29 protein-coding genes are annotated in these 25,785 nt (G+C 63.7%); 12 read left to right on the top strand and 17 right to left on the bottom strand.

Annotated features, from left to right (window positions below; genetic code table 11):
• The first annotated feature begins 89 nt into the window (after positions 1-89).
• Complete coding sequence (locus AC1RJW_RS18680) at positions 90-2,627, top strand: TonB-dependent receptor (protein WP_493046302.1); 2,538 nt, start codon at positions 90-92, stop codon at positions 2,625-2,627.
• Positions 2,628-2,644: 17 nt separating this feature from the next.
• Positions 2,645-4,504 (top strand): phytase, encoded by a 1,860-nt coding sequence (locus tag AC1RJW_RS18685; protein WP_493046303.1) that lies wholly within the window; start codon positions 2,645-2,647, stop codon positions 4,502-4,504.
• A gap of 219 nt (positions 4,505-4,723) precedes the next feature.
• Here the strand turns inward: AC1RJW_RS18685 and AC1RJW_RS18690 are convergent, their stop codons facing one another.
• Both AC1RJW_RS18690 and AC1RJW_RS18695 read right to left on the bottom strand, forming a co-directional pair.
• Positions 4,724-5,140 carry a hypothetical protein gene (locus tag AC1RJW_RS18690; protein ID WP_493046304.1) on the bottom strand — a complete coding sequence of 139 codons (417 nt, stop codon included), beginning with the start codon at positions 5,138-5,140 and terminating at the stop codon, positions 4,724-4,726.
• 91 nt (positions 5,141-5,231) lie between these two features.
• A complete protein-coding gene (locus AC1RJW_RS18695) occupies positions 5,232-5,717 on the bottom strand; it encodes a hypothetical protein (RefSeq protein WP_493046305.1) in 486 nt (161 codons plus the stop codon).
• Positions 5,718-5,931: 214 nt separating this feature from the next.
• Here AC1RJW_RS18695 and AC1RJW_RS18700 point away from each other — a divergent pair, with 214 nt between their 5' ends.
• Both AC1RJW_RS18700 and AC1RJW_RS18705 read left to right on the top strand, forming a co-directional pair.
• The gene (locus AC1RJW_RS18700) at positions 5,932-6,810 is read left to right on the top strand and encodes an EamA family transporter (protein WP_493046306.1); all 879 of its coding nucleotides are present in this window, start codon (positions 5,932-5,934) and stop codon (positions 6,808-6,810) included.
• A gap of 143 nt (positions 6,811-6,953) precedes the next feature.
• Positions 6,954-7,364: a c-type cytochrome gene (locus AC1RJW_RS18705; protein WP_493046307.1), complete on the top strand. Its 411-nt coding sequence runs from the start codon at positions 6,954-6,956 to the stop codon at positions 7,362-7,364.
• Positions 7,365-7,551: 187 nt separating this feature from the next.
• Here AC1RJW_RS18705 and AC1RJW_RS18710 read toward each other — a convergent pair whose 3' ends face one another.
• Positions 7,552-7,914, bottom strand: a complete 363-nt coding sequence (locus AC1RJW_RS18710) for a hypothetical protein (protein WP_493046308.1) — start codon at positions 7,912-7,914, stop codon at positions 7,552-7,554.
• 12 nt (positions 7,915-7,926) lie between these two features.
• A complete protein-coding gene (locus tag AC1RJW_RS18715; protein WP_212592353.1) occupies positions 7,927-8,190 on the bottom strand; it encodes a DUF378 domain-containing protein in 264 nt (87 codons plus the stop codon).
• A gap of 357 nt (positions 8,191-8,547) precedes the next feature.
• On the opposite strand from AC1RJW_RS18715, the gene AC1RJW_RS18720 reads away from it, so the two are divergent.
• On the top strand, positions 8,548-9,939 hold the full coding sequence (locus AC1RJW_RS18720; protein ID WP_493046309.1) for a methyl-accepting chemotaxis protein: 1,392 nt from the start codon (positions 8,548-8,550) through the stop codon (positions 9,937-9,939).
• A 22-nt stretch (positions 9,940-9,961) separates the two neighbouring features.
• On the opposite strand, the gene AC1RJW_RS18725 is transcribed toward AC1RJW_RS18720, so the two are convergent.
• The 3 genes from AC1RJW_RS18725 to AC1RJW_RS18735 are packed head-to-tail and all read right to left on the bottom strand — an operon-like array spanning position 9,962 to position 12,022.
• Positions 9,962-10,510: a GNAT family N-acetyltransferase gene (locus tag AC1RJW_RS18725; RefSeq protein WP_493046310.1), complete on the bottom strand. Its 549-nt coding sequence runs from the start codon at positions 10,508-10,510 to the stop codon at positions 9,962-9,964.
• Positions 10,511-10,517: 7 nt separating this feature from the next.
• Positions 10,518-11,090, bottom strand: coding sequence for a helix-turn-helix domain-containing protein (locus AC1RJW_RS18730; RefSeq protein ID WP_493046311.1), 573 nt, complete (start codon positions 11,088-11,090; stop codon positions 10,518-10,520).
• 32 nt (positions 11,091-11,122) lie between these two features.
• Entirely contained in the window at positions 11,123-12,022 is a 900-nt protein-coding gene (locus AC1RJW_RS18735) for a LysR family transcriptional regulator (protein ID WP_493046312.1), read from the bottom strand.
• A gap of 120 nt (positions 12,023-12,142) precedes the next feature.
• Between AC1RJW_RS18735 and AC1RJW_RS18740 the strand changes: the two genes are divergently transcribed.
• Positions 12,143-13,219 carry a YeiH family protein gene (locus tag AC1RJW_RS18740; protein WP_493046313.1) on the top strand — a complete coding sequence of 359 codons (1,077 nt, stop codon included), beginning with the start codon at positions 12,143-12,145 and terminating at the stop codon, positions 13,217-13,219.
• 107 nt (positions 13,220-13,326) lie between these two features.
• Positions 13,327-13,968, top strand: coding sequence for a LysE family translocator (locus tag AC1RJW_RS18745; protein WP_070218425.1), 642 nt, complete (start codon positions 13,327-13,329; stop codon positions 13,966-13,968).
• Between the two features lie 2 nt (positions 13,969-13,970).
• Here the strand turns inward: AC1RJW_RS18745 and AC1RJW_RS18750 are convergent, their stop codons facing one another.
• A complete protein-coding gene (locus tag AC1RJW_RS18750) occupies positions 13,971-14,735 on the bottom strand; it encodes an alpha/beta fold hydrolase (protein ID WP_493046314.1) in 765 nt (254 codons plus the stop codon).
• A gap of 86 nt (positions 14,736-14,821) precedes the next feature.
• On the opposite strand from AC1RJW_RS18750, the gene AC1RJW_RS18755 reads away from it, so the two are divergent.
• Complete coding sequence (locus AC1RJW_RS18755; RefSeq protein WP_493046315.1) at positions 14,822-15,580, top strand: AraC family transcriptional regulator; 759 nt, start codon at positions 14,822-14,824, stop codon at positions 15,578-15,580.
• Here the strand turns inward: AC1RJW_RS18755 and AC1RJW_RS18760 are convergent.
• The 9 genes from AC1RJW_RS18760 to AC1RJW_RS18800 form a co-directional block, all read right to left on the bottom strand.
• Positions 15,577-16,272, bottom strand: a complete 696-nt coding sequence (locus AC1RJW_RS18760; RefSeq protein ID WP_493046316.1) for a CatA-like O-acetyltransferase — start codon at positions 16,270-16,272, stop codon at positions 15,577-15,579. The two genes, AC1RJW_RS18755 and AC1RJW_RS18760, sit on opposite strands and share 4 nt — an antisense overlap.
• A gap of 127 nt (positions 16,273-16,399) precedes the next feature.
• Positions 16,400-17,272, bottom strand: a complete 873-nt coding sequence (locus AC1RJW_RS18765) for a hypothetical protein (RefSeq protein WP_493046317.1) — start codon at positions 17,270-17,272, stop codon at positions 16,400-16,402.
• Positions 17,273-17,411: 139 nt separating this feature from the next.
• The gene (locus AC1RJW_RS18770; protein WP_493046318.1) at positions 17,412-17,807 is read right to left on the bottom strand and encodes a DUF5071 domain-containing protein; all 396 of its coding nucleotides are present in this window, start codon (positions 17,805-17,807) and stop codon (positions 17,412-17,414) included.
• 13 nt (positions 17,808-17,820) lie between these two features.
• The gene (locus tag AC1RJW_RS18775) at positions 17,821-19,041 is read right to left on the bottom strand and encodes an MFS transporter (protein ID WP_493046319.1); all 1,221 of its coding nucleotides are present in this window, start codon (positions 19,039-19,041) and stop codon (positions 17,821-17,823) included.
• An 85-nt stretch (positions 19,042-19,126) separates the two neighbouring features.
• Positions 19,127-19,681 (bottom strand): GNAT family N-acetyltransferase, encoded by a 555-nt coding sequence (locus AC1RJW_RS18780; protein ID WP_493046320.1) that lies wholly within the window; start codon positions 19,679-19,681, stop codon positions 19,127-19,129.
• Between the two features lie 140 nt (positions 19,682-19,821).
• Positions 19,822-20,118, bottom strand: coding sequence for a pentapeptide MXKDX repeat protein (locus tag AC1RJW_RS18785; protein WP_493046321.1), 297 nt, complete (start codon positions 20,116-20,118; stop codon positions 19,822-19,824).
• Positions 20,119-20,307: 189 nt separating this feature from the next.
• Positions 20,308-21,039, bottom strand: a complete 732-nt coding sequence (locus tag AC1RJW_RS18790) for a molybdopterin-dependent oxidoreductase (RefSeq protein ID WP_493046504.1) — start codon at positions 21,037-21,039, stop codon at positions 20,308-20,310.
• Positions 21,040-21,088: 49 nt separating this feature from the next.
• Entirely contained in the window at positions 21,089-21,685 is a 597-nt protein-coding gene (locus AC1RJW_RS18795; RefSeq protein ID WP_493046322.1) for a cytochrome b/b6 domain-containing protein, read from the bottom strand.
• A complete protein-coding gene (locus AC1RJW_RS18800) occupies positions 21,685-22,491 on the bottom strand; it encodes a DUF1223 domain-containing protein (RefSeq protein WP_493046323.1) in 807 nt (268 codons plus the stop codon). The genes AC1RJW_RS18795 and AC1RJW_RS18800 overlap by 1 nt, the downstream gene beginning before the upstream one ends.
• Positions 22,492-22,633: 142 nt before the next feature.
• Between AC1RJW_RS18800 and AC1RJW_RS18805 the strand changes: the two genes are divergently transcribed.
• The 4 genes from AC1RJW_RS18805 (at position 22,634) to AC1RJW_RS18820 (ending at position 25,770) form a co-directional block, all read left to right on the top strand.
• On the top strand, positions 22,634-23,224 hold the full coding sequence (locus AC1RJW_RS18805; protein ID WP_493046324.1) for a sigma-70 family RNA polymerase sigma factor: 591 nt from the start codon (positions 22,634-22,636) through the stop codon (positions 23,222-23,224).
• A complete protein-coding gene (locus AC1RJW_RS18810; protein ID WP_493046325.1) occupies positions 23,221-23,868 on the top strand; it encodes an NrsF family protein in 648 nt (215 codons plus the stop codon). The genes AC1RJW_RS18805 and AC1RJW_RS18810 overlap by 4 nt, the downstream gene beginning before the upstream one ends.
• 131 nt (positions 23,869-23,999) lie before the next feature.
• Positions 24,000-25,508, top strand: a complete 1,509-nt coding sequence (locus AC1RJW_RS18815) for a DUF4331 domain-containing protein (protein ID WP_493046326.1) — start codon at positions 24,000-24,002, stop codon at positions 25,506-25,508.
• 13 nt (positions 25,509-25,521) lie between these two features.
• Positions 25,522-25,770 (top strand): hypothetical protein, encoded by a 249-nt coding sequence (locus AC1RJW_RS18820; RefSeq protein WP_493046327.1) that lies wholly within the window; start codon positions 25,522-25,524, stop codon positions 25,768-25,770.
• Positions 25,771-25,785 lie beyond the last annotated feature (15 nt).

Consider the following 25,785-nt stretch of genomic DNA (forward strand, 5'->3'; position numbering starts at 1 on the left):
TTCAGGGTGGCAAGCCCTTGCCTGTCACGCAACCGTCATATTTGCTGCCTAGAATCCGCCCGGTTCCTTCCTCCCTAACCGAGCCCTTCATGAAAACCACGCACACTTCCTTCCCCTCCCCGCTGCGCCTGACGGCCCTGTCCCTGGCCGTCATGGCCGTCTTCAGCGGTCAAAGCCATGCGCAAGCGCAAGATGCGGATGGCCAGCCGGCCGCCACCGTCGTCGTCAGCGGCCAGCGCGCCAGCCTGCGCAACGCCATCGCCGCGCAAGAGAAAGCCGACAACATCATCAGCGTCATCAGCAGCGACGATATCGGCGGCTTGCCCGATAAAAATGCGGCCGAGGCGCTGGCCCGCTTGCCGGGCGTATCCGTGCAGCGCGACCAGGGCGAAGGCCGCTACATCACGGTGCGCGGCCTGGGGCCGGACCTCAATGCCGTCACCATCAACGGCGCGCTGGTGCCGTCGCCGGAAGCGGGCCGCCGCGCCGTGGCGCTGGACATCCTGCCTGCCGGCCTGATCCGCACGCTGGAAGTCTCGAAGACCTTGCTGCCGGAAATGGACGCCAACTCGCTGGGCGCCACCATCGAAGTCAAGTCGCTGTCCGCCTTCGACTTGCCGGGCACGCTGCTGTCGGCCAACGTGGCCGCCAGCCACGATGAAAAGACGGGCAAGACCAGCCCCAGCGGCGGCGCCCTGTGGGCCCAGCGCTTTCTCGACGGCAAACTGGGCGTGGCCGCCGGCCTGAGCGCGGAAAAGCGTTCGTTCGGCTCGGATGACGTGGAAACGGGCGGCGCCTGGAGCAAGGGTAAATTGTCGGGCCTGGAATTGCGCGACTACCTGCCCGTGCGCAAGCGCGGCGCCCTGGCCGTCAATCTCGATTACCGCCCGGAAACGGGCAACAGCTGGTTCTTGCGCTCGTTCGTCAGCGAATTTTCCGACAATGAAGTGCGCGACCGTTTGACCATCAGCAATATCGCGGGCGGCAGCCTGGCCGAAGACCAGACGGCCAGCGCGCGCGCCGAGCGCCGCATCCGCCAGCGCAAGTACACGCAGCAAGTGCGCTCCCTGGTGCTGGGCACGCAGCAGAAATCGGGCGACTGGACGCTGGACGTGAAAGGCGGCCTGAGCCGCGCCACGGAAGACACGCCGGAATCCCTGAACGACGGCCGTTTCCGCGGCATCAGCAATTTCGCCGGCATCAGTTTTGATGGCACCGAGCAGCCATTGCTGAGCGGCCCCGCCTCGCTGTACGACCCGGCCAGCTACGCGCTCAACGCCATCACCCTGCAAAAGCGCTACTCGAAGGACAATGAACACCACGCGCGCATCGACCTGGCCCGCAAGTTCGACATCGCCACCCTGAAATTCGGCGCCAAGGTCAGCCGCCGCGAAAAGACCAATGACACGGATCAATGGGCGTATAACAGCAGCAAGGCCACGAGCGGCAATTACTGGGGCGCCGGTTCCACCTCGATGAGCAATTTCGTGCAAGGCCACAAGCTTGACTATGACCTGGGCAACATCGGCGCGGCGCTGGACCCGGCCCTGATCCGTGCCCGTGTGTCTGGACTGGACCGCGACAAGGCGCGCCTGGCCACGGAATCCATCATCAACGATTACCGCATGCATGAAGACATCAACGCCATGTATGTGCAGAACAGCTACGACTTCGACGCCTGGCACATCCTGGGCGGCGTGCGCGCCGAACGCACCAGTTTCGAGGCAGCCGGCTCGCAAGTGGACAGCGCCGGCGCGGCCACGGCCTTGACGCGCGAACGTTCGTACACCAACTGGCTGCCGAACCTGCAAGCCCGTTACGACCTCGATCACAAGACCAGCGTACGGGCCGCCTGGACGCAAGCCGTGGTGCGCGCCAATTTCAGCCAGCTGGCGCCCGGCATCAGCCTGGCCAGCAATACGGAAGCCGTGATCGGCAACCCGGACTTGAAACCCTTGAAGGCGAACAACCTGGACCTGGGCATCGAAAGAGTGCTGGGCAACGACGGCGTGATGTCGGCCTACGGTTTCTACAAGGACATCAAGAATTTCACCTACACGACGAACCTGGCCGGCACGGGATCATGGGCGGGCTACACGACGGCCACCTCGTATGCGAATGGCGACGCGGCCAAGGTCAAAGGCATCGAACTGGCCTACATGCAGCCGCTGCGCATGCTGCCGGCGCCATTCAACAAGTTGCTCGTCGGCGTCAACGGCACCCTGAGCACGTCGAGCGCACAAATCGGCCGCTTCGACAAGGCCAGCAACAAGCAGATCAACCGCGACATCCGCCTGCCGGGCCAGTCGAACCAGGTGATGAACTTGATGCTGGGCTATGAAACGGGACCCGTCAGCGCCCGCCTGGCCCTCAACTACAAGTCGCCATATCTGCTGGAAATGGGCGGCGATATCCTCGACCCAAGCCAGGACCATATCGTCGCCAGCCAGAAGCAGCTCGATTTCTCGCTGTCCTATCAGATCAGCAAGCAATTCCAGGTCGTGTTCGAGGCGGCCAACCTGAACAACGAAAAATACTATGTCTACCAGGGCACGAAGCAATACAACGTGCAAAACGAACAATATGGCCGCACCTTCAAGGTGAGCCTGAAAGCCAGCGCCTTCTGATGATGATTCTCAATAACATGAAAAAAACCGTACTCTGCAGCGCTGTGCTGGCTGCCTTTTGCCTCGGCGGCATCGCGCAGGCCGCCCCTGCCCAAGCCGTCCCCACTTTCACGCAGGAAGCGGAAGAACTGGCGCGCCTGCCCGGCGGCGGCTGGCTGCTGCTCGACAAGCATGGCTTGCGCCTGTTCGACGCTGCCGGCCAGGAACAGGACCGCATCGCCGTGCGCGCCAAGCAACTGGACACGCGCAGCGATGGCGGCAAGGTACTGGCCGTGTTCCTCGAAGCGGACACGCAGCGCCCCCTGCCCGTCTCCGTAGACGTGCAGGCCGGCAAGCTGGTGAAATTGGCGCCGTTTCCCGTGCCGACGTTTTCCGTGGAAGCGTCGTGCCTGTACCGCGACGCCCAGCAGCTAGCCCATCTGTTCTTGATCGGCAAGGATGGCCAGGCGGAACAGTGGGTGATGCAGGGCGAGCAGCGCCAGCTGGTGCGCAGACTCGCTTTGCCGCCGCACGCCAAGCATTGCCGCGCCGACGATGGCGCCCAGCGCCTGCTGGTCAGTGAAGCCAACATGGGCGTGTGGGCGTATGACGCGGAGTCCGAAGGCATGGGCAAGCGCGAAGTGGTGGCCCTGCGCAAACCGTATGGCCAGCTGGACGGTGGGGCCGGCGCGCTGGCCGTGCTGCCCGGCGGCGTGGCCGTGCTCGACGGCAAGGCGGAAAAGCTGCACCTGGTCACCCATCAGGGAGATACATGGACGGCCCTGCCTGCCCAAACGGTCGCCCTGAACGTGCGCAAGGGCGACAGCCAGCTGGCGCTGGACAAGGACGCCTTGCTGCTGCGCAGCAAGAACGGCTGGCAAGCGCGGCCCTTGAAATGGGCCGCCAAGGCGGAAACGCAGCCTGCGGTGGCCATCATCGCCCCGCAAGCGCAGACGGAACCGATGGCGCGCCAGGGCGACGCGGCCGACGATCCGGCCATCTGGCTGTCCAGCAATCCCGCCGACTCTCGCATCCTCGGTACCAACAAGAAACAGGGGCTGCTCGTCTACGACTTGCAAGGCAAGCAGACGCAGCTGCTGGAAGTGGGACGCCTGAACAACGTCGACGTGCGCCAGAACATCCAGTTGGGTGGCAGCAAGGTCGACCTGGCCGTGGCCACCCAGCGCGACGACAACAGCATGATGCTGTTCACCATCAATGCCGATGGCGTGGTGGCGGAAGCGGGCCGCTTCCCTACGGGATTGAAAAGCATCTACGGCATGTGCTTGTACCAGCCGGCCAGCGGCGGCGTGCAAGCGTTCATCAACGACAAGGACGGCACCTTCCAGCAATACAGCATCGGCCTGGAAGGCAGCAAGTTCAAGGCGACGCTGTTGCGCAGCTTCAAGGTTGCCACGCAACCGGAAGGCTGCGTGGCCGACGATGCCAACGCCCGCTTGTTCCTGGGCGAGGAAACGCGCGGCGTGTGGACCACCTCGGCCGATGCCGCCAAGCCGGACGCGCTCGCCATGGTCTTGCCCGTGGGCGCACACCTGACGGCCGACGTGGAAGGCATGGCCATCTACCGCCAGCCTGGCGCCAAGGCCAACACGGGCTACCTGATCGCTTCCAGCCAGGGCGACAGCAGCTACGTGGTGCTCGACGCGCAAGCGCCGTACAAGGTGCGCGGCCGCTTCAAGGTGGGTTTCAATTTACCCGCCGGCATCGACGGCACCTCGGAAACGGACGGCCTCGACGTCACCTCCGCCAACCTGGGCGGCGCGTATGCGCAAGGCATGCTGGTGATCCAGGATGGCTACAAGCGCCTGCCCGATGGGCCGCAGAACTTCAAGTATGTGGCATGGGGGGATGTGGCGAAGGCCTTGAAGCTGGACTGATGCAATCGGGGCGGCCCGCACAGGCTGCCCCAGTTCACGAAGTAGGTCGCAATAAATTATTGTGATTTCTGACTTCCATAACCGGCGCTCTGCGGCGTTACCCGCTGCTAGCAGTGCCTGCACTGCGTCGCAACGGGCGCCTTGCAGCGCATCCCGTTCTGTTCGTCATAACTTCACAATAATTTCCCACGACCTACTTAGCTGCGCTGAAGATTGCCGCTAGCTTGCGCGCGGCATATCGATGGCAAAAGGCAGGCGTTTGCCATCGAACTCCACCTTGCCCGTAATGGCCAGCCGCTGCGCCGACAATTCCACCAGGTGCAGATCGGCCACGTCGCGGTATTCCATCATGTAGAGCGCGGACTCGCAATCCGTATTGCCGGCGTCAACGGCAAGCATCTGCACGGGCGCCGCGTCCGTTCCCGCAACGAGCAAGCCCTGCAAAAGGAATGCCGGCGGATACAGCGCCCACGACCAGGGCGCATCGTCGTCTTCCGTCAACCGCATGAACACCTCGTCGTCGGCCTCGATCCTGATATTGATTTCCCGCATGCCGTCGGCATGTGCCGCCACGCTGATCCGGGATTTCGCGACATCCACTTCGAAATTGGTGTCGCCGATACTAAATACATTCATTACCCTGCTACTCCTGATTGACACGTTAATGCACCGTTCGACACGCCGGCAGAGGGCCGGCATCGGCCAGCAGCCAGGCACGGCCAATCCATCAATCGCCCTGCTGCTGCCACACCGCCTTGCCACCCTTGATATAGATCAAGGCACTGGCGGAGCCCTCTTTCGCCACCACGATCCCGTCCGTCTTCAGCCTCAGCGATTTTTCATGATAGCTGTGCTGGAGCGAGCCCTTGTCTTCCACCTGCCACACTTCCAGCCAGGCGAAATCGTCGCCGCCGTTGGACAATGCGTGACCCGCCCCCACGATGAGCGGCGCCGTCTTTTGCCGGAACAGGAAGACGATGCCCTCCTTCTTGCTGTCCTTGTTCCTGATCAGGACAGCCAGGTCGCCCTTGCCGTCGCCGTCGAAATCGCCGCGCAGGACGAAGGGATTCATGCGCGCATTGACTTCGATGGCCTCGCGCTTGGCCAGGCTATCGAATTGCTGCGTTGCCCAGACCGGTAATTGCGCCTGCGGCGGCAAGGCCTGCGCACCGGCCATGCCGGCGGCACACGCCAAAGCGACTGTCGCTGCCATGCTTCTGCCATTCATGGGACGGCTCCATCAAGATGAAGAATCGGAGTGGCGCCCGGGTGTTCCGGGTGTGCAGGCAGAATAGCATTATCAGAAAATACTTGCACTACCTCAACAGTGTCCGCTCTGCATCGCCTGTCACTGCGGGCGGCTAAATTGCCGGGCGTTGCAGATCTGCCAGCGACTGGCGGCCTGTGGCGTATTAAAATACCGTCCCATGACCTCCCCCGCCTCGACCTCCTCGCTCCCCGACAGCATCCTGCTCCCTTCCCTGGCCGTCCTGGGAGGGCAGATTTCCGTCAATCTGGGGGCGGCGATTGCGAAGAATCTGTTTCCTGTCATTGGCGTGGAGGGAATTACGGCGTACCGCGTGGGGTTTTCGGCGCTGATCCTGCTGGCGATTTTCCGGCCATGGCGCTACCGGCTGACGCGCAAGGATGTGCTGAACTTGCTCATCTATGGTTCCGTGCTGGGATTGATGAACTTGCTGATTTACCGGGCGTTTGCGCTGATACCGATCGGCATCGCGGTCGCCATCGAGGTGACGGGGCCGCTGGCCGTGGCCATGCTGTCGTCGCGCCGGCCCCGCGACTTATTCGCCGTCGCCTGCGCCGCGTTCGGATTATATTTGCTGCTGCCCCTGCAAGGCAGCCCGGGCAGCCTGGACCCCGTCGGCGTGGCGTATGCGCTGGGGGCAGCCCTGTGCTGGGCGCTGTATATCATCTTCGGCAAGCGTGCCTCGACCTTGCAGGGAGGGCAAGCCGTGGCCTGGGGCATGACGGTGGCGGCCATGGTGACGGTGCCCATCGGCGTTGCGTACTCGGGCACGGCCCTGCTGGCGCCATCGATTGCATTGATGGGCCTGGCAATCGCCATGCTGTCCAGCGCCCTGCCATATTCGCTGGAAATCTTTGCCCTGCGGCGCTTGCCGCAAGGCGTGTTCGGCATGTTCAGCAGCGCGGCACCGGCCGTCAGCGCGCTGGCCGCGATGGCGGTGCTGGGAGAACTGCTGAGCCTGACCCAGTGGCTGGCCATCGCCTGCATCGTGTTCGCGTCGGCCATGGCGGCGCTCGGCGCACAGGGCGGCAAGCGCTAGCGGTATGAGCCTGTTACGCTGTGCCTACTGCGCCTTGCCCTCGCTTACCCGTTCGGCGTGGCTGCATAGCTGGCGGGCAGGTTTGGATGCCCGCCTGTAAAATATGCCATCGCTTGCCATCCAGTCCCATTTGAGTATCACCAATGACATCTACCTTTCGCTTGCTTTCCCATCTAACCGCGACAGCCCTGCTGCTGGCGCCAGCCGTCATGGCCAACGCGGCCGCGCCTGCCGCTGCGCCTGCCTTGCAGGGCAATGCGGAAGCGGGCAAGGCCGCGTTTCGCAAGTGCGCCTCCTGCCACCAGGTGGGGCCATCGGCGCGCGGCGGCTTCGGCCCCAAACTGACGGGTGTGATCGGCCGCAAGGCTGGCAGCACCACCGACTATAAATACTCGGCGGCCATGAAAAACGCGAATATTGTCTGGACCGAACAAAACCTGGCCAGCTTCCTGAAAGCGCCGAGCGACTTCATTCCCGGCAATAACATGCGCTTCTGGGGCATCGGCAATACCCAGCAAGTGGCCGACTTGCTGGCCTACCTGCGCACGCAGTAAGACGCAAAACCGCAAAACGCAAGAAGCAAAGTCTCATCCCCAGCACAAGCAAAACAGAAGCATGGCGCAGGCAGCAAGCCTGTGCAATCCAGCGCCCCATGTTTCAGCCGACACTACAGGCGCAACGCGACTGACGCCAGACAAGCAGGCAATGCGCGCCCCTGCAGATAGATCCGCAACGCGCCGCTTAGCTATCCAAGGCCTCCAGCACGCCCTTGCGCCTCTTGTGCGTCGCCTCATACTCGCGCAGGCGCTTGCGCTGGGCAGCAGACAGGCCGCCCAGCTTGTCGCGGATCTGCGCCACCGTCAGGTGCTGGTAGCCGGCGATCGGCAAGTCGCGTGCCGCCGGTGCGGCAGCCGCCTTGACCGCAAGCTTGCCCGCCCCTCCCTGACCATGGGCCTCCTGCGTTTCACCCGCCTGCGCCCGTTGCTTGTTCACGATGCGCGCGGCGACTTCGTCCTCGCGGCCCGGATAGCGCCCTTCCTGCTTGAACTCTTTTTCCAGCTTCCTGAATTCGCGCTCGCGCTTGGGACTGGCACCGACAGGCATGTCTCCTCCCATCTAGGGCTTGGCCGGCAGCTTGCGCACGCACAGATAGATGGAATACAGCGCCGCCAGCCCCACCAGCACGTACACGCCGCGCGACGCCGTCGTCATGGCGCCCAGGATGCGGGCCACGATGTCGATATCGAACAGGCCCACGAGCGCCCAGTTCAAGCCGCCCACGATCAAGAGGATCATCGAGATCCAGTCGACCACGTTCAGGCGCTTTGCCGTCATTTCCTCGTTTGCCGCACCGTCCGATCCTGCCTGGATATTCGCCATATCAACCTCCTGTGAGAAGAAAGAACCCGCCGCCGGGTCTGTGCAATTAACAGTGTAGGCACGGCACCGGTATACGCCAGTCAGATAATGCCGACGATGGAGGTAGGACGAGTCTGTAATAAGGTGGGTGATTTTATCTGGCAACAAGCCAGGCGCCAGGCAAGACGGCCAGGCGTTGCGGCAATCGTTGCCGGCTGTTGCTAAACAGGCAGTGACTAATTCCAATATGGAAATATTTATAGATTACTTAGTATTGCACTGCTACACTCATTTCACCCCAGCAACGTCAGGGGCAACAGCGCCGCGCCGTGCCGCCCGCATGGGGTGCGCCCACCATGGGACAACAGCTGAGGGGACATGAATATTTCAAACATACGCATCGGTGTACGCCTGACCACAGGTTTTTTGCTGGCATCGCTGTTGCTGGCGGTCGTCGTCGGCATCAGCACGTGGCAACTGGCCACGGTGAGCGGGGAAATCGATAACAGCGTGAACCAGCGCTATGCGCGCATCGCGCAATTGCAAGCCACGCGCAACAGCACGCAGGAACAGCCTGCCCTGCGCGACATCGACCGGCAGATCGCGGCGCAATCGGCGCAGATGCGCGCGGCGGCCGAGGCGGCCATGGCCCGCGCGCACGATACCAGCGTGCTGATCATCGCGCTGGGCCTGGTCGGCGGCGTGCTGAGCCTGGTCACGGCCTGGTTCATCAGCAGCGGCATCGTGCGGCCCCTGCGGCATGCCGTCAAGGTGGCGCGCAAGGTGGCTGGCGGCGACCTGAGCGGCCATATCCGCGTCGAATCCGGCGACGAGGTGGGCCAGCTGCTGCAGGCGCTGAAAGACATGAATGCCAGCTTGATCCATATCGTGGGCGACGTACGCGGCGGCACGCACGATATCGCGGGCGCCTCGGGCGAAATCGCCGCTGGCAACCTGGACCTGTCGCAGCGCACGCAGGCGCAAGCCAGTTCGCTGGAACAGACGGCCGCCTCGATGGAAGAACTGACGGGCACCGTCAAGCAAAATGCGGACAATGCGCGGCAAGCCAACCAGCTGGCGCAATCGGCCGCCGACGTGGCCGGCAAAGGGGGCAAGGTGGTGGCAGAAGTCATCGATACCATGAGCTCGATCAATGCGTCGTCGAAAAAGATCGTTGACATCATCGGCGTCATCGACGCCATCGCGTTCCAGACGAATATCCTGGCACTGAATGCGGCCGTGGAAGCGGCGCGGGCCGGCGAGCAGGGGCGCGGCTTTGCCGTCGTGGCGTCCGAGGTGCGTACCCTGGCCCAGCGTTCGGCCGGGGCCGCCAAGGAAATCAAGCAATTGATCGGCGACTCCGTCGAGCGGGTCGACGCGGGCGCGCGCCTGGTCGATACGGCGGGCGCCACCATGCGCGACATCGTGGCCAGCGTGCACCGCGTCACGGACATCATGGGCGAGATCAGCCTGGCCAGCGGCGAGCAATTGTCGGGCATCGAGCAAGTCAATGCCGCCATCGTGCAGATGGAACATGTGACACAGCAAAATGCCGCCCTGGTGGAACAGGCGTCGACGGCGGCGGCAAGCATGCAGCAGCGCGCCCGGCAGCTTTCGGGCACGGTGGGCATCTTCACCTTGGGCAATGAGACAGCGCCCCGGCATGCGGCGCCGGCCATCAGCCTTGTGGCGAGGCATGACATAACGCAAGACGAGGCCGCGCCGGCACGGTCGCGCCGTCCTGCCGTTAGAGCGCGCCTGAAAGCCTGAGTTCCCGCTTATCGCTTATTGCTCATTGCTCATGGATAGTGCCTTGCTGCAGCTGCTTGTACATGATGGTGGTGGCGTCCAGCCGGTCGCCGGCCGGCGCCAGCGCGTAGCCGGGGATGCTGCCCGCCACCACGTAGCCGAGCGACAAATACAGCGCTTGCGCATGGTCGCTGCTGCGCGTGTCCAGGGTCAGCAGGCTGCGCGGCAGCTGCCGCGCCTGCTCTTCCAGCGCCCGCATCAGCTGACGGGCGATGCCGTGGCGGCGGAACGCGGGCGCGACCAGCAGCTTGCGCACTTCGGCCCGGTGCGCCTGGTTGGGATTGGTATCCCAGTCCAGCTGCACGGCACCGGCCACCCTGCCTTCCACTTCGGCCACCAGCAGCAGGCGCACGCCGTGCGTCACGGCCGGCAACACATTGTCCGTCCAGAACGCCTGGCTGGCCACCGCGTCGAAGGGCAGGATAAAACCGATGCTGGCGCCGTCGTGCACGCACGCCAGCAGCAAGGCGCCCAGTTCCGGCAGGCGTTCGAGAATATCGGCGGGCGAAAAATGGCGTAGCGATACGGACATGTCAACCTCAGACAAGAAAGAGAAAATAGCGGGCGCCGCTGTCCGGCGGGGTCGTAAACGCGCTGGCGCCGTGCAATTGATAGCGCAGGCAATCGCCGGGCAGCAAAGCGTGGGAGCGGCCGTCGACCGTTACGTTGAGCTTGCCCTCCTGCAGCAGCAGATGGTGTTCCATGCCGGGCCGGGGCGAAGCGGCATAGCTGATCGTCACGCCCGCGCCGAGCTCGCATTCGAGCGCTTCGCCGGCCAGCACGCGCGACGGGGGCGAGACGGAACGGCGGACAAAGCCGGTGTCCGCATCCGTCCACACGGTCTGTTCCGCCCGCCGCAGCAGGGGCGGAAAATCGTCCTCGACCATGCGCAACAGGCGCGACATGGCCAGGCCATACGCGGCGCACAGCTTGCCCAGCACGGCTGTGGTCGGGCTGACTTCGCCATTTTCCAGGCGCGACAGGGTGGCCCGGCTGACCTGGCTGGCGCTGGCCAGCTGGTCCAGCGACCAGCCCCGCTCCACGCGCAACTGTTTTAAACGCGCGGCCAGGCGCTGTTCTGTGTCGTTCTCTGTGAGCGTTGAATTTTCCATATATGGGAATTTATCCCTTATATGGAAAACAGTCAAGCCATACGCGACGCGTGGCGGCACAGCTCCAAAAATCCCGTCAAACGGGGCGAGAGGATCTTCTTCGACTGGCGGATCAGATAAAAGTTGCGCTCCAGGGGCGGCAGCATGGTTTCCAGTTCTACCAGTTGCCCGCTGGCCAGCAGATCGGCCACCACCACCCGCGACAGGCAGGCGATGCCGAGACCGGCCGCCGCGCCATACTTGATGGCTTCCGAGTTGCTGAATTCGCCTGCGGCGCGCAGATAGTGCAGGTACGGCACCAGCGCCTGCTCCACGGCTTCGCGCGTGCCCGAGCCCGCCTCGCGCAACAGCCAGCCCGCCTGGTTCAGCTCCGCAAAGCTGAGCAGGTGGCGCAGTTGCGCCAGCGGATGCGTGGGCGCGGCCACGATCAGCATCTGGTCCGTCAGCCACGGCTCCACCAGCAAGCCCGCTTCGTGGCATGGCCCTTCGATGAGGCCGATATCGACACGGAACTCCGCCACGGCGGCCGCGATGTCGGCCGTGTTGGCGATCGTCACCTGCGGGATGCTGCGCCCGTACTGCTGCGCCGCCTGGGCCAATATCTGCGGCAGCAGATAGATGCCGATGGTCGTGCTGGCGCCGATCTGCAGGCTGACGGGCACGGACGGATCGGCGCCCGCAAACTGGCGCTCGATGCTGGCGGCCCCGTCGCGCATCTGCCGCGCCTGCGGCAACAGCAGGCGGCCATTGTCGTTGAGCAGCAATCGCTTGCCCACGCGGTCGAACAGTTGCGCACCGAGCAAGGTTTCCAGCTCGTTCAGGGCTGCGCTGGTGGCCGATTGCGACAGCGCAATCAGCTCGCCGGCCGCGCTGGTGCTGCCCGTGTCTGCCACGGCCAGGAAAATCTGCAGTTGCCGCAATGTCAAAGCCATGCCGTTCCTCCACTCAATTTACCTATTTTTCAGGTTAAACATACAAAAACAATCCGTTTTACCATTTAATCAGCGAACTGTACAGTCATGCCATACGAACCAAGAACCATGGAGTACGGCATGTCTTCCCTCTCAAGCACCAATACAACCAGTTTCAGCGACCGCTACGGCCGCCTCCTGCCCGGCCTGCTGCTCAGCGGCGTGATCGCCTGGGGCGCCATCGCGCTGGGCAAGCTGGAATGGATGCAAAGCCACGGCATGAGCGCCCTGACCCTGGCCATCATGCTGGGCATTGTGCTGGGCAACAGCGTGTATGGCGGCCTGGCGCCCACCTGCGGCGCGGGCGTGGCTTTTTCAAAGCAGACATTATTGCGTCTTGGCATCATCCTGTATGGCTTCCGCTTGACGTTCCAGGATATCGGGCAAGTGGGCCTGGCCGGCATCGCCATCGACGCGCTGGTGCTGGCGTCCACGTTTGGCCTGGCCATGTTCCTCGGCACCAGGGTGTTCAAGCTGGAACGCAACAGCGCCATTCTGATCGGCGCGGGCAGCTCGATCTGCGGCGCGGCGGCCGTGATGGCGACCGAGCCCGTCGTCAAGGGGCGCAGCGAGGATGTCACCGTGGCCGTCTCCACCGTCGTGGTGTTCGGCACCATCGCCATCTTTTTGTACCCCGTGCTGTACCAGCTGAATCAAGGCTGGCAAGTGCTGGGCGCCACGCCCACGGCCTTCGGCGTGTACATCGGTTCGACCGTGCATGAGGTGGCGCAAGTGGTGGCGGCCGGCAAGTCGATCGGGCAAGAGGCGGCGAATGCGGCCGTGATCGCCAAGATGGTGCGCGTGATGATGCTGGCGCCGTTCCTCGTCATCCTGTCGGCGGTGCTGGCGCGCGGCAAGGCCAAAGATGGCAGCCACGACAAGGCGGCCAAGCTGGCCATCCCCTGGTTCGCCTTCATCTTCATCGGCGTGGTGGCCTTCAATTCGCTGGGCCTGTTGCCAGCCAGCATGGTCGCCACCATCACCGACATCGACACGGCCCTGCTGGCCATGGCCATGGCGGCCCTGGGCTTGACGACGCATATGTCGGCCATCCGCCGCGCCGGCATCAAGCCCCTGTTGCTGGCCGGCCTGCTGTTCTGCTGGCTGATCGCCGGCGGCGCCGCCATCAACCATGTGGTGACGGGCCTGTTTGCCTGAGAGTTAATCTGATACTTGCCGGGGCCGCCGGCGCGGGAGCCGAAAACTTCGTACAATAGACGTGTTTTGACTCCCCAATCCGGCTTCGGCCCCACCCAGGAACACCCATGCACCTCTCGAACTGGCTGCTTTTCTGCAGCGTCGCCCTGCTCGTCACGTTTTCTCCCGGCCCGGCCGTCTTGCTGGCCATCTCGAATGCCATCGCCGTCGGCCCGCGCCGCGCGATGATCAGCAGCATGGGCAATGGTTTTGGCTTGTTCATCATTTCCGGCGTGGCCATGGCCGGCATGGGCGTCGTGCTGGCTACCTCGGCCACGGCCTTCATGCTGCTGAAACTGGCCGGTGCCCTGTATCTGGTGTTCCTGGGCATCAAGCAATGGCGCAGCAAGACCAGCGTCGTGGCCGATGCGCCCGTGGTGCAAGGCGCGGCGAATCCAAATTCCTTCTGGAAACTCTTCCGCCAGGGCTTGACGGTGGCGCTGACCAATCCGAAAGCCATCCTGTTCTTTTCGGCCCTGTTTCCGCAATTCATCACGCCGGGCGAGCCGGTGGCCATCCAGTTCACCGTGCTGACGACCTCGTTTGTCGCCTGCGCCATGCTGGCCCACCTGTTCTACGCCAACCTGGCGCGCCTGCTGAAAACCCAGCTTGCCACGCCGGGACGCGCAAAGCTGTTTAACCGCATCACGGGCGGCGCCTTCGTGCTGCTGGGCCTGAGCCTGCTGCGCCTGCGCAGCAAGGCAGCATAAGGTCACTGCGCCGATAGAAACGCCTCGATGCTGGCCGCCAGGGCCAGCGGCGTTTCATTCATCGGATAGTGTCCCGCATTGCCCAGCACCTCCAGCCGGGCTTGCGGGTACCACGCCAGATACGTGCGGCGCATCAGGTCCGCATCGAAGCGGGGGTCGTGTTCCCCCACCAGCGCCAGCAAGGGCAGTTTCGACGCCATTGCCTGCACTTCGCCGCTGAAATCCGTTTCGCTCCACGCGAGAAAGTAGGCGGCGAACGCGGCCTGATCCGAACTTTCCCACGAATACTGCGCCTTCCAGTCCAGCCAGGTAGCTGACAAGCGCCCGCCCGTGCTGCGGGCGATGATGGCGCGCCGCGCATCGATGTTCGCGCTGGCATCGAGAAACAGTTGCCGGGCCGCCCCATCGAACGCCACGCCGCAGCTGGGCACGGGCGCCACAGCCACCAGCTTGCGCAAACGCAAGGGTGCCAGCAAGGCCAGCCGTTCCAGCGCCATGCCGCCCATAGAGTGACCGACCACGCTGAAGGTGGCAAAGCCCAGCGCATCGGCCAAGGCCAGCGCGTCGCGGGCGACCTCTTCCATCGAATACTCGCCCGCCGCGCCGCGCATGCCGCCATAGCCGCGGTTGTCCATGAAGACATAGCTGAAGGCGCCGCCATCGAGGGCCGCTTCCATCGGCGCAAACGCGTGCGCGTCGCCGAACCAGCCGTGCAGGACGATGACGGCGTGCGGGCCATGGCCCACGCGATGATAGCTGTTGTGCATGTTCACTCCTGAGAAAGAGTGTAATGGTAAGCGGCCAGCGAACGGCCCGCCTTCGATGCCAGGTCAAATACTGTAGAGTACGGGCCATGGATGATTTTTATACGGAAGTGCCGCGAGAATTGATCGCCACCGCGCGCGACTATGCCCCCGGCGAGATATTTCCCAACCACAGCCATGCGCGCGGGCAATTCGCCTATGCGGCGCGCGGCGTCATCAGCGTGCACACGCCGCAAGGCAACTGGCTGGTGCCGCCGCAACGGGCTTGCTGGGTGCCGGCCGGACTCGTCCACGGCATGCGCATGCATGGCGCCGTGAGCATGCACAACGTGTTTATCGACGCACCGGCCATCGCCGGGATGGGCTTGCCATCCCACTGCCAGGTGCTGGACGCCTCGCCGCTGCTGCGCCAGCTGCTGGCCGAAGCCGTGACCGTGGAAGCCTTGTATGTGCAAGCGTCGCGCGCCGGGCGGTTGATGGCCTTGCTGCTTGACGAGATCGCCGCTGCCAGTCCCCTGCCCCTGAGCGCACCCCTGCCGCAGGATGCCAGGCTGGCGCGGCTGTGCATGGAATTGCTGCGGCAACCGAGCCTGGACAGCGGCCTGGACGCGATGGCGGCGCAGGCGGGCATGAGCCGGCGCACGTTCACGCGGCAATTCCGCGCCCAGACGGGGCTGGCCTTTGCCCAATGGCGCCAGCAAGCGTGCCTGCTGGCCGCCATCACGCGGCTGGCCGAAGGACAAGCCGTCACCCGCGTGGCGCTCGACCTCGGTTATGCCAGCCCCAGCGCTTTTACGGCCGCCTTCCGCCGGGTGCTGGGCCGGGCGCCCAGCGACTATTTAGCCTAGGCAATGATGGCGGCGATGCGCTGCGCCAGCGCCTGCGCCAGTTTCTGCACGTGGTAGCCATCGACAAAGCCATGGTGGGCCTGCGCGGAAAACGGTACCCGCATGCGGCCATCCTGCTGCGCGGGGCCGAATTTGCCCCAGGTAAAGGTCGGGATGTCGGCGTCGCGGTGGCGGCAGATCGGGTGCTCGATGGCCGCCAGCTCCAGCCATGGCAGGCAGGTGATGAAGATATTGTTGCGCTGCTCGCGCTCGGTCTCTCCCTCGCCCGTATTGATCAGCGCGCAGCTCGCCTCGGCGATGCGTTTCGCTTCCAGGCTGCGTTCGATGAAGAGATCGAGCCGGTCCGTCATGGTAAAACGCGTGTAGTTGAGGTTCTCGTCGCCGTTGATGACGGTGTAGGACGCGGGAAAATCGTCGATACGGATCACTTCGCCCTTGCAGATGCGGTACATGAAATTATCGATTTCCTTGACCGTATTGAGCAGGCAAAACAGGAAAAAGTGAAATACGGGAATGTTCCGTTCCTTGCACCAGGGCCGGAAATCCGGCACGTCGAGCTGGAAATTGATGTTGACGAGGGGATTGTCGAACGCCCGGAACAAGTCATAGCGGTCGCGCCGCTTTTCAAAATTTTTCATGCGGCGAGTGTAGACGATGGAAGTGCTGGCGGGCAAGTCACGCCATAGGCGCATGAAACGTTTTTTTGATATTCGTCATTCGACAGTAAATGTGTTCAGATTTTTATCTGAAGTTCACTGCCGACCGGGATAGCCCGGTCGGCAGCCTCCCTGTACCGGGAGGCATATTTTCGCCGGGATTTTACCCGGCCTGATTAATCTCGTCGTCCAGCATATTGGCGAACAGGTCGAAACTCAGGATACCCGTGCCGATGCATGAAAATACTGTCGTACCCGCCGCATCCTTGATCGTCAGTTTCTCGGTCCAGTCATTCTGATGCATGCACTGCAGGCTGGCGCCAGGCCAGGTGACGCCGTCCACATGCAAACCCTGCGCCGACAAGGCCAGTTCCTGTGTCTTGACATTCAGGAAATTACCGAACAAGCGCTTCTTGTACACGTCGCCACTGCTGATGTAGCGGAAACTCACGCGCTCGCCGTCTGCAAGCTTCTGCTGTAATACAGGCAGACGGTATTCCAGATAACGGGAACGAAACGCGTCCATGAACTCGTCAAAGCGTTTGAGTTCTCCGGTAGCCCATATCCAGGGCTGGTCGGCGCCCGTGCGGTAGGCAAGGTTATTGATCATGCCGGTCATGGCGGTGGAGCCGCCGGCAAACAGATACAAGTCCTCGATATCGGCAAAGGCAGCGTAGCTGCGAATGCCGTTCAATTCATGCACCACACCATCTTCATGCAATTCAAAGCGGCTTTTCCGCCGCTTGAGCATCACCGCGCGCATGACCAGCACCAGCAGTGCGAGCAGCAATAGAAAAGCCGCCGTGCCATAAAGAATAGTCAAATTACTGTGCGTGCCCAGCCTGGCGCCATTACGCAAGGTCATGGCCTGCGTATCAGTCAGTGTCTTCTGGGGCAAGGTTGTGCTCAGGTACAGCACGAAACCGGCCACTGCCGCCAGGATCGCCGCAAATACCGCAAAGAGCATCGGTACTGTCTTGCCATGAAAATATACAGCGAGTGCTTTATTGGTTTGCGGGATACTAAAATTGCCCATGTAATCTTCCTGTTAAATGATAGAGAGTTTTAAAAACCCGGATGCCGATATATATTCGGGCCGGATTGTCTCCTATCTATTGCAGGAATGGCCACACGCACGCACATTCAATACTGATGCACTCCAATAATGACCCTGATTATTGGCCGGCCACCGTGATGATCTGGCATTTCAGAATGTCCCGGGCCACCTCGGCCACGCCTTCTTCCAGCTCGCCAGCCGTTGGCGCCAGGGCGAAACGCTGCAATTCCCCGTCCACGGCGGCAGCGAGCCCGGGGGAATGGCGCACGATGCCTAGCAGAACAACATATTTCCACTGTTCATCGTCACTGGCCAGCACCGTCTTCAGATACGGAGCCAGGCGTGGGCCGATGCTGGCCAGAAAAGGCAGGAGGATGACGGCCACGGGCCAGTTCGCATCCTGCACCCACTCGAGGATCTGCGGCATGGCGGGACGGATTTCTTCCCAGCGCAAGGCGGTCAGGGCTTGCGCATTGCCCGTATCGTGTTTGTCGCGCGGCAATGGCAGACTCATGCGAGGCATCCTGTCATGCGGCGCCGCCATGCGCCAGGCCCCGCTGCACCTTCCACGCCAGCGGCAAGGTCAGCAGCAATACGGCCGCCAGCGCCAGCAAGGCCGTGGGCACGCTGGTATGGTCGCCCAGCGCGCCGAACAGCACGGGCGACAGCGCGCCGCCGCCGATGCTGCCCGTGTAGAACAGGGCAAACGCGTGCTCGCGCTTGCCCGGCTCGGCCAGTTCCGGCACCACGCCGTACAGCACGGACGAGGTGCCGTTCAGCGCCAGCCCCAGCAGGGGCAGCATGGCCATGATGCCGGCCAGCGGCAGCCACAGGGCCGCGACGATCAGCAGCGAGGTCATCGATTCCGTCAGCCACACGGTCTTCATCATGCCGATGCGCGCGCCCAGGTAGCCGCACAGCAGCTTGCCGAAGGCGCCGCCCACGAACAGCAGCGACAAGGCCACGCCGATGCCGGCCGTGCCCGCCCCCTTGCTTTTCAGCAAGAATGGCAAGAAGGTCAGAAAACCCATGCGCACGGCGCTGTCCAGGGTGCCCGTCGCCAGCAGCGCGCGAAAGCTTGCTTTGGAGCCGCTGCCAGTGACGGGTTTGACCGCTTTCTTCTGGCTGGCCTGGATCTCTTCCGGCTTCGGCAGCAGCCACCACAGCAAGCCGGCCGCCGCCAGGCCCAGCAAGCCCAGCAAGGAAACGCTCGCTTGCCAGCTGCACACGAGCAACAGCAAGCCCACCAGCGCGGGAATCAGGGTCTTGCCGATATCGCCCGCAAAATTGTAGTGCGACAACGCTTCCTTCACGCCGCCGCCCGCCTCGTGCGTGTCGGTGACGATGGACGAGGCCAGCGGATGCTGGGTGCTGGCGCCCAGGCCGCCCAGCAGCAAGGCGATCAGCAGCACGGCCAGGCCGCCCGCCTGCCCCGCGATCAGGTAGGCGATGCCGGCCAGCGCCGTGCCGCCCACCAGCATGCGCTCGCGTCCCCAGCGCCTGGCCAGGCGGCTGGCCAGCAGCTGGAAACCGGCCATCATGCCCGAGTACGAACCGCGCAACAGGCCCACCATGGCATAGCTGATGGCAAACTGCGCCTGCCAGATGGGCAGCAGCACATAGATCACGTCCGTCAAGCCGTCATGCACGGCATGCGCGCTGCAGGCGGCGAACAGCGAGCGGCGGCGGATCGATTTATCGGAGGAAGGTGCTTCGGGGGACAACGCGGCGGTGTGCGGGTCGGTCATGGCTCTGCGGGTTGAAAATCGGAAGAGATAGCCAGTATATAAGAGTAGCGGCAAGAGTAGCGGCTCATCCGTATGGCGCCGCGGCTTATCCCTGCGGATGGATCAGCGCATTGAGCACCATGTCTTCCCACTTGCCGGCGATTTTCAGGTAGGCCCGGGCATAACCTTCCCGCTCGAATCCCAGCGTGCGTAACAGGCGCTCGCTTTTCACGTTGGCCGGCATGTGGTTGGCCATGATGCGATGCAAGCCAAGTTCCTCGAAGGCGTAAGCGATCCCCGCCGCCGCCACTTCGCGCATCAGGCCCCGTCCTTCGCAAGCCTTGGCGACAGAGTAACCGAGATTGCAGGCCTGCAGCGGCCCCCTGACGATATTCGTGAAGTTGCATCCGGCGACCATCGTGTCCGAGTCGCGGCCGATGGCGATGAAATTGACGGCGTTGCCATCCAAAAATGCGCGACAGGCGCTCGCGGCACGCGCAGCGCAGGCCTCCACGGTGTAGAACTGGCTGTCGCGTTCGGGTTCCCACGGCGCGAGGTGATGCCTGTTTTCCTGCTGGTAGGCAAGCAGAAGGTGCGCATTGCCGGGGTGCAGCACGGTCAGGATGGTCCGTGGCGTTTCAATGAGGGGGAATGGCTGCATGGGTATCCAGAGTCGGGCGTCGTCACGGCACTCTGCGGTATCCGGCATGCCGCGTCAATACGCCGCATGGGACATGCGCGGCAAACCTGCCCTTGCGCCCCATCAAGGCGACGCAAAGGCACTTGCCTGACTTGCCTGCCTTACTTGGCCATCGCATCCTTGGCCATGCCATCCTTTTTCATTTCATCCTTCTTCATGCCGTCTTTCCCCATGGCATCTTTTGCCATGCCATCCTTGGCCATGTGATCCTTCTTCATGTGTTTCTTGGCCATCGGCTTGTGCATGCCGTCCTTGTCCATCGCATCCTTGTGCATGGCATCGGCCGAGGCGTCCTTGGCCATGGCATCTTTCTTCATGGCATCCTGGGCAAACGCGGCGCCCGACATGAGGATGGCGGAAGCGATGATGGCGGCGAAGGTGGTAATGGTGGTTTTCATGATATGTCCTTGTCTCTGGGTTAAATGGGCAAGTGCCCGGTGTGAAAGCGACTGCGGTACTACAGGGTGCTGCTTGCTGCTGAACATAAGGAAGGCCGGGAGGTGGTCAGGGCCAGGCGCATTGCCGCAGGCAGTACGACTAGTACGACAAGGCAATGCAACGCCGCCCTGGCCGGTTCCCCGGCCTTCCTAGGAACCGCCGAACCAGTTGTAGCCCTGATTCTCCCAATACCCTCCCGGGTAGGTATTCGTGACGAAAATGGCCTGGATGTGCTTGGGGTTCTTGTAGCCCAGCTTGGTCGGCATGCGCAATTTCATCGGGTAGCCGTATTTCGGCGGCAATTCCTGGCCGTCGTAGGTCAAGGCCATGATGGTTTGCGGATGCAGGGCCGTGGCCATGTCGATGCTCGTGAAATAATCGTCGGCGCACTTGAAGCCGATGTATCTGGCTGTCGTGTCGGCGCCTACCCGCTTCAGGAAATGGGAAAACGGCACGCCGCTCCACTTGCCGATGGCGCTCCAGCCTTCCACGCAGATATGGCGCGTCACCTGCGTTTCCTGCGGCAGGGCGCGCAGCTGCGGCAGGGTCCACGGCTTCTTGTCGGCGATCAAGCCACTCAATTCCAGGCGCCAGGCGTCGCCGTCGACCTCTTCCACCTCATCCTCGCCGTAATACGCGTTGAAGGGAAACGGCCGCGTGATCATGGAATCGGGATACGTGGGTGCCAGTTTGTTCGGGTCGAACAGCCAGCCCTGCACCCGGTCGTTCATGCGCGACACGGCCATCAAGGCCGTCTCGATGCCGGACGGGTCGCTGGCGTTGCAGCCCGTCAACAGCGACAGGCCGCCCAGGGTCAGGCTGCGCTGCAAAAACAGGCGGCGCGACGGCTGTTTGATCTGGCGCAAGGCGTCGGCCAGCATGACCTGGCCCTGCGCTTGCACGAGGATGGTTTTTTTCATGCTCATCTCCTTAGCGGCCGCGCAGCATGGCGACCAGGGTGCGCGGCACCAGCGCCACCATCAGCAGGTGCACGCCCACAAAGCCCGTCAGCAGCGCCATGGCGATGAAGTGGACCCTGCGCGCACTCTCGTAGCCGCCCAGCAGTTCGCGCAAGATGGGAAACTGCACGGATTTCCACAGCACCAGGCCGGACAGCACCAGCACGATGCAGTCGAGCATGACGAACAGGTAAGCGGCGCGCTGCACCATGTTGTAGCGGCGCGGGTCCGCATGGGCCAGCTTGCCCTTCAGCGCGGCGACGAAATCGGCCAGCAGCAGGCGTGGCGAGAGGGGAAAGAACTGGCGCCGCAGCCGTCCCGAGACGATATTGATGACCAGATACAGCAGGCCATTGGCCACCAGCAGCCACATGGCGGCGAAATGCCATTGCAGGGCGCCGCCCAGCCAGCCGCCCAGGGTCAGCGCGCGCGGCAGTTCGAAGGGGAAGAATGGTGCCGCGTTGTAGATGCGCCAGCCGCTGGTGGCCAGCACCACCACGGCCACGGCATTGAGCCAGTGCGTCAGGCGCAGCCAGGCGGGGTGGATCACGCTCGCTTGTCCGTTCATCACATCACCCCCTTCGCGCAGGATGCCGTGCTGACGGCTTGCAGGATGGCGCTGCTGTCGGCCCGCTGCACGAAGGCGACCACTTGCAGCTTCTCGGGGCGCCAGCTGGCGGGCAGGCTGACTTCGCGGCGCAGCAGCGCGCGGCCTTGCGCCAGCGCAACCGGCCCCAGCCACAGGCGCACGGCCGCGTCGTGATGCAGTGTGGCGCCCCGGTTTTCGCCGCGCAGCACGGTCGAGACGATGCCGCTTTCGCTGATGGCGACGTACAGCTGGCCGCCCGTCCGCGCATCCGGCGCGCTGGCATCGGCCTCCAGCAGCAGCTTGCCACCCGGCGCCGGCGCGGCGGACAGGCGGATAGCGACGGGTGCGGCGGTCGCGTTGATGCGGCGGATGGCGGCCGGCAGTTGCGTATCCCAGCCGCGCAATTCCGTGCCGCCCACGAAGAACTGCGGCGTATAGGCCACGTGGCGCGGCTGGTGGCGCAGCAGCTCGGCCTGGCGCGCATCGAATTGCGCCTGCGCCAGCGGGTCCGTCCAGCCGATCTGGTCCCAGTACGTGACGTGCAGGGCCAGCGGCACGATCAGGCTGGCCGCCCCCGCTTCCTTGCGCAGGGCGTTCAGGCGCTGGTCGGCGGGCGGGCAGCTGGAGCAGCCTTCGCTGCTGTACAGTTCCACCAGCGCCGCCGTCTGCGGACCGCTTTTGACTTCGCAGCGCTGGCCGGACGCCATCTGCGCGGCGGCCGGCGCCGCCACGGCCAGGAGCCAGGCGGGAAGGAAACAGGCGGCAAGACGGGACTTGATAATCATGATGACTAACCGTTATAGTAAATGAAAGGCGGTGAATGCAAAGCGTGCTTGCCTGTCAATTCGCCGCACCCTGCGGATTGGTTACAGCCCCCTCAAATAATTTAAGATTTATTTTTTTCAACGCCTGTCACCAAAGGCCTGCATGCAACGAATACCAGTAAGCGAGCAGTTGCACGGCACGGAATTGCGGCTGCATGGCTTGATGCTGCGCGGCCTCGATGGCGATGCGGCGGCGTATCGAAGTTTCTTGCAGGCAAGCAGCGCCCATTTGCGCGCGTTTTTCCGGCGCCGCCTGCAGCGCTGGCCGGACGAGGTGGAAGACCTGGTGCAGGAATGTTTATTAGCCATCCACAACCAGCGCTTGACGTATGACACGGGCGTGCCGTTGACGTCGTGGATCCATGCGATCGCCCGCTACAAGATGATCGACTGGCTGCGCCGGCACGGGCGGCGCGAGGCGCAGCACTTGCCGTATGACGAAGAAGATAGCGCGCAGGAACTGTTTTCCAGCGCCGATGCCGAGGCGGCCGAGGCCAGCCGCGACCTGGGCAAACTGCTGGCCACCCTGCCGGCGCAGCAGCGCGACGCCATCGTGCATACCAAGCTCGACGGCTGGTCCGTGCGCGACACGGCGGCGGCCATGGACATTTCGGAAGCCAGCGTCAAGGTGGCCGTGCACCGCGGCTTGAAAACACTGGCGGCCCATTTAAGGATAGAAGGAAACGCACCATGAAAACCGATGACTTGATCGCCATGCTGGCCAGCGGCCCCGACGTGGCCGCCGCGGCGCCGCCCGGCACGCACTGGCGCGCCGCAGGCACCTTGGGCGCCGGCCTGCTGGCCAGCGTGGCCCTGATGGCCATGCTGCTGGGCGTGCGGCCCAACCTGGAACAGCTGGCACTGCTGCCCGACTTCTGGATCAAGGTGGGCTTTGTCGTGTGCCTATGCCTGGCGGCCTGGCACGTCAGCCGCCGCCTGTGCGTGCCGGGCGCCAACACAAGCGCCCTGCCCCTGCTGCTCGCCATGCCCCTGCTGCTGATGTGGGCGCTGGGCGCCGTCATCGTGCAGGAAGCGCCGCCCGAACAGCGCGCCGAGCTGTTCTGGGGCGCCACCTGGCGCAGCTGCCCCCTGCTGATCGCCATGCTGTCGCTGCCCATCCTGGCCGCCGTGCTGCGCCTGATGCGCCAGCTGGCGCCCACGCGCCTGCGGCTGGCGGGCGCCGCCGCCGGGTTTGCCGCCGGCGGCATGGCCGCGCTCGTGTATTGCCTGCATTGCCCGGAGCTGGCGGCCAGCTTCGTCGGTTTCTGGTACGTGCTGGGCATGCTGGTGCCGACCGCCATCGGCGCCGCCCTCGGTCCCAAAGTGCTGGCCTGGTAAGGGCCCGGCAAGGTCAGTTGCAGACTTTGACAAAGAGTTGAATCCGTTTTTTGTAGCCGTTCGTATAAGTCAGGCAGCCTGCAGTTTCTTGGACTTGTCTGTCAACGCTAACGAAAATCGGGAGAATCGAAATGTCATTGTCACACTCGAAAACCGCACTGGGCGCCGCACTCCTGGGCAACCTTCTCGCCGTTTCCTTCACTTTGGCCATCGCGCCAGCCGCCTACGCTTCCAGCCACCGCGAAGCGCCGTTCATCACGCAAAACCCAAAAGTCGACGCCACCGACTTCTATATGTTCCGCAGCTATGAAGCGGGCCGCGGCGCCTACACCACCCTGGTGGCCGACTATATTCCCCTGCAGGACGCCTACGGCGGCCCGAATTACTTCGCGATGGACCCGAACGCCCTGTACGAAATCCACATCGACAACAACGGCGACGGCAAGGAAGACCTCACCTTCCAGTTCCGCTTCAACAACACCATCAAGGACGGCCAGTTCACCGTGGGCGGCAAGAAAGTGTCGATTCCGCTCGTCATCAACGGCGGCGCCATCGATTCCGTCAACCCGGCCGGCCTGAACGTGCGCGAAACCTACAGCGTGACGGTGGTGCGGGGCGACCGCCGCACGGGCACGCGCAGCAGCGTGACCAATGCCACGGGCGGCGGCACGACCTTCGACAAGCCCGTCGACTACATCGGCACCAAGTCCATCCCCAACTATGCCGCCTATGCCGCGCAGCACGTCTACACGGTGAACATCCCCGGCTGCGCCACGCCGACGCGCATGTTCGTCGGCCAGCGCAAGGACCCGTTCGTGGTGAACCTGGGCGAAACGTTCGACTTGATTAACATCAAGGCGCCCGCCACGGAATTCGCCGCGAATGCGGAGTCGGCTGCCAGGGATGACCTGGCACGCAAGAACGTCACAGCCATCGAGATGGAAGTGCCGACCGCCTGCCTGACGGCGGGCAGCGACCCCGTCATCGGCGGCTGGACCACGGCCAGCCTGCGCCAGGGTCGTTTGCTGAACCCGGCGCCGGGCAGCACCGCGGCGTCGAAGGAAGGCGGCGCGTGGGTGCAGGTGTCGCGCCTGGGCATGCCGCTGGTCAATGAACTGGTCATCGGCCTGAAGGACAAGGACCGTTTCAACGCCAGCAAACCATCCGGCGACGCACAGTTTGCCGACTACGTCACCAACCCGACGGCGCCGGCGCTGGTGGAGGTACTGTTCGGCTCGGCAGGCGCCAAGGCGCCCACCAACTTCCCCCGCAACGACCTGGTGGCCACCTTCCTGACGGGCATCAAGGGCGTCAACCAGCCCGTCACCGTGACGGCATCGGAAATGCTGCGCCTGAATACCTCGATCGCGCCCACCAACGTCGGTGCGCAAAACCGCCTCGGCGTGATCGGCGGCGATAACGCGGGCTTCCCGAACGGCCGGCGTCCCGGCGACGACGTGGTCGACGTGGTGCTGCGCGTGGCCATGGGCAAGCTGTGCACCTTGAACATCGGCTGCGCCCCGGCCGACGCTCCGGCCGGCGCCCTGCACTTCACGGACGGCGCTTTCCTCGATGAAACCTTCTTCACAGCGGGTTTCCCCTACCTGAAAACGCCCGTGGCCGGTTCGCCGCAGCTGTAACAAGGAGAACGCGATGAAAAAGCTCTATGTAAGCGGCGCCCTGGCGCTCACAGCCTTGCTGGCCGGCTGCGGTGGCGGCGGCAGCAGCCATGGCGGCGATAACGGCAACGGCGGCACCACGCCGCCGCCCGTGGTCTTGCTCGATGCGTTTTATGTGGCCGTCAGCAACGTCATCCTGACCACCAGCGATGACAAGGATAGCGTCGCCATCGACGCCATCATGGCGACGTCGCCGGAAGACACGGAACCGGTGCCGCTGTAAGGCCCTTGCGGGCGC

The sequence above is a fragment of the Janthinobacterium sp. GW822-FHT07A03 genome, from assembly GCF_058798815.1.

What these genes read in the sequence shown, in the direction of transcription:
- AC1RJW_RS18680 (WP_493046302.1), top strand. Translation starts at nt 90, where the DNA reads ATGAAAACCACGCACACTTCCTTCCCCTCCCCGCTGCGCCTGACGGCC.
- AC1RJW_RS18685 (WP_493046303.1), top strand. Translation starts at nt 2,645, where the DNA reads ATGAAAAAAACCGTACTCTGCAGCGCTGTGCTGGCTGCCTTTTGCCTC.
- AC1RJW_RS18690 (WP_493046304.1), bottom strand. Translation starts at nt 5,140, where the DNA reads ATGAATGTATTTAGTATCGGCGACACCAATTTCGAAGTGGATGTCGCG.
- AC1RJW_RS18695 (WP_493046305.1), bottom strand. Translation starts at nt 5,717, where the DNA reads ATGGCAGCGACAGTCGCTTTGGCGTGTGCCGCCGGCATGGCCGGTGCG.
- AC1RJW_RS18700 (WP_493046306.1), top strand. Translation starts at nt 5,932, where the DNA reads ATGACCTCCCCCGCCTCGACCTCCTCGCTCCCCGACAGCATCCTGCTC.
- AC1RJW_RS18705 (WP_493046307.1), top strand. Translation starts at nt 6,954, where the DNA reads ATGACATCTACCTTTCGCTTGCTTTCCCATCTAACCGCGACAGCCCTG.
- AC1RJW_RS18710 (WP_493046308.1), bottom strand. Translation starts at nt 7,914, where the DNA reads ATGCCTGTCGGTGCCAGTCCCAAGCGCGAGCGCGAATTCAGGAAGCTG.
- AC1RJW_RS18715 (WP_212592353.1), bottom strand. Translation starts at nt 8,190, where the DNA reads ATGGCGAATATCCAGGCAGGATCGGACGGTGCGGCAAACGAGGAAATG.
- AC1RJW_RS18720 (WP_493046309.1), top strand. Translation starts at nt 8,548, where the DNA reads ATGAATATTTCAAACATACGCATCGGTGTACGCCTGACCACAGGTTTT.
- AC1RJW_RS18725 (WP_493046310.1), bottom strand. Translation starts at nt 10,510, where the DNA reads ATGTCCGTATCGCTACGCCATTTTTCGCCCGCCGATATTCTCGAACGC.
- AC1RJW_RS18730 (WP_493046311.1), bottom strand. Translation starts at nt 11,090, where the DNA reads ATGGAAAATTCAACGCTCACAGAGAACGACACAGAACAGCGCCTGGCC.
- AC1RJW_RS18735 (WP_493046312.1), bottom strand. Translation starts at nt 12,022, where the DNA reads ATGGCTTTGACATTGCGGCAACTGCAGATTTTCCTGGCCGTGGCAGAC.
- AC1RJW_RS18740 (WP_493046313.1), top strand. Translation starts at nt 12,143, where the DNA reads ATGTCTTCCCTCTCAAGCACCAATACAACCAGTTTCAGCGACCGCTAC.
- AC1RJW_RS18745 (WP_070218425.1), top strand. Translation starts at nt 13,327, where the DNA reads ATGCACCTCTCGAACTGGCTGCTTTTCTGCAGCGTCGCCCTGCTCGTC.
- AC1RJW_RS18750 (WP_493046314.1), bottom strand. Translation starts at nt 14,735, where the DNA reads ATGCACAACAGCTATCATCGCGTGGGCCATGGCCCGCACGCCGTCATC.
- AC1RJW_RS18755 (WP_493046315.1), top strand. Translation starts at nt 14,822, where the DNA reads ATGGATGATTTTTATACGGAAGTGCCGCGAGAATTGATCGCCACCGCG.
- AC1RJW_RS18760 (WP_493046316.1), bottom strand. Translation starts at nt 16,272, where the DNA reads ATGCGCCTATGGCGTGACTTGCCCGCCAGCACTTCCATCGTCTACACT.
- AC1RJW_RS18765 (WP_493046317.1), bottom strand. Translation starts at nt 17,272, where the DNA reads ATGGGCAATTTTAGTATCCCGCAAACCAATAAAGCACTCGCTGTATAT.
- AC1RJW_RS18770 (WP_493046318.1), bottom strand. Translation starts at nt 17,807, where the DNA reads ATGAGTCTGCCATTGCCGCGCGACAAACACGATACGGGCAATGCGCAA.
- AC1RJW_RS18775 (WP_493046319.1), bottom strand. Translation starts at nt 19,041, where the DNA reads ATGACCGACCCGCACACCGCCGCGTTGTCCCCCGAAGCACCTTCCTCC.
- AC1RJW_RS18780 (WP_493046320.1), bottom strand. Translation starts at nt 19,681, where the DNA reads ATGCAGCCATTCCCCCTCATTGAAACGCCACGGACCATCCTGACCGTG.
- AC1RJW_RS18785 (WP_493046321.1), bottom strand. Translation starts at nt 20,118, where the DNA reads ATGAAAACCACCATTACCACCTTCGCCGCCATCATCGCTTCCGCCATC.
- AC1RJW_RS18790 (WP_493046504.1), bottom strand. Translation starts at nt 21,039, where the DNA reads ATGCTGGCCGACGCCTTGCGCCAGATCAAACAGCCGTCGCGCCGCCTG.
- AC1RJW_RS18795 (WP_493046322.1), bottom strand. Translation starts at nt 21,685, where the DNA reads ATGAACGGACAAGCGAGCGTGATCCACCCCGCCTGGCTGCGCCTGACG.
- AC1RJW_RS18800 (WP_493046323.1), bottom strand. Translation starts at nt 22,491, where the DNA reads ATGATTATCAAGTCCCGTCTTGCCGCCTGTTTCCTTCCCGCCTGGCTC.
- AC1RJW_RS18805 (WP_493046324.1), top strand. Translation starts at nt 22,634, where the DNA reads ATGCAACGAATACCAGTAAGCGAGCAGTTGCACGGCACGGAATTGCGG.
- AC1RJW_RS18810 (WP_493046325.1), top strand. Translation starts at nt 23,221, where the DNA reads ATGAAAACCGATGACTTGATCGCCATGCTGGCCAGCGGCCCCGACGTG.
- AC1RJW_RS18815 (WP_493046326.1), top strand. Translation starts at nt 24,000, where the DNA reads ATGTCATTGTCACACTCGAAAACCGCACTGGGCGCCGCACTCCTGGGC.
- AC1RJW_RS18820 (WP_493046327.1), top strand. Translation starts at nt 25,522, where the DNA reads ATGAAAAAGCTCTATGTAAGCGGCGCCCTGGCGCTCACAGCCTTGCTG.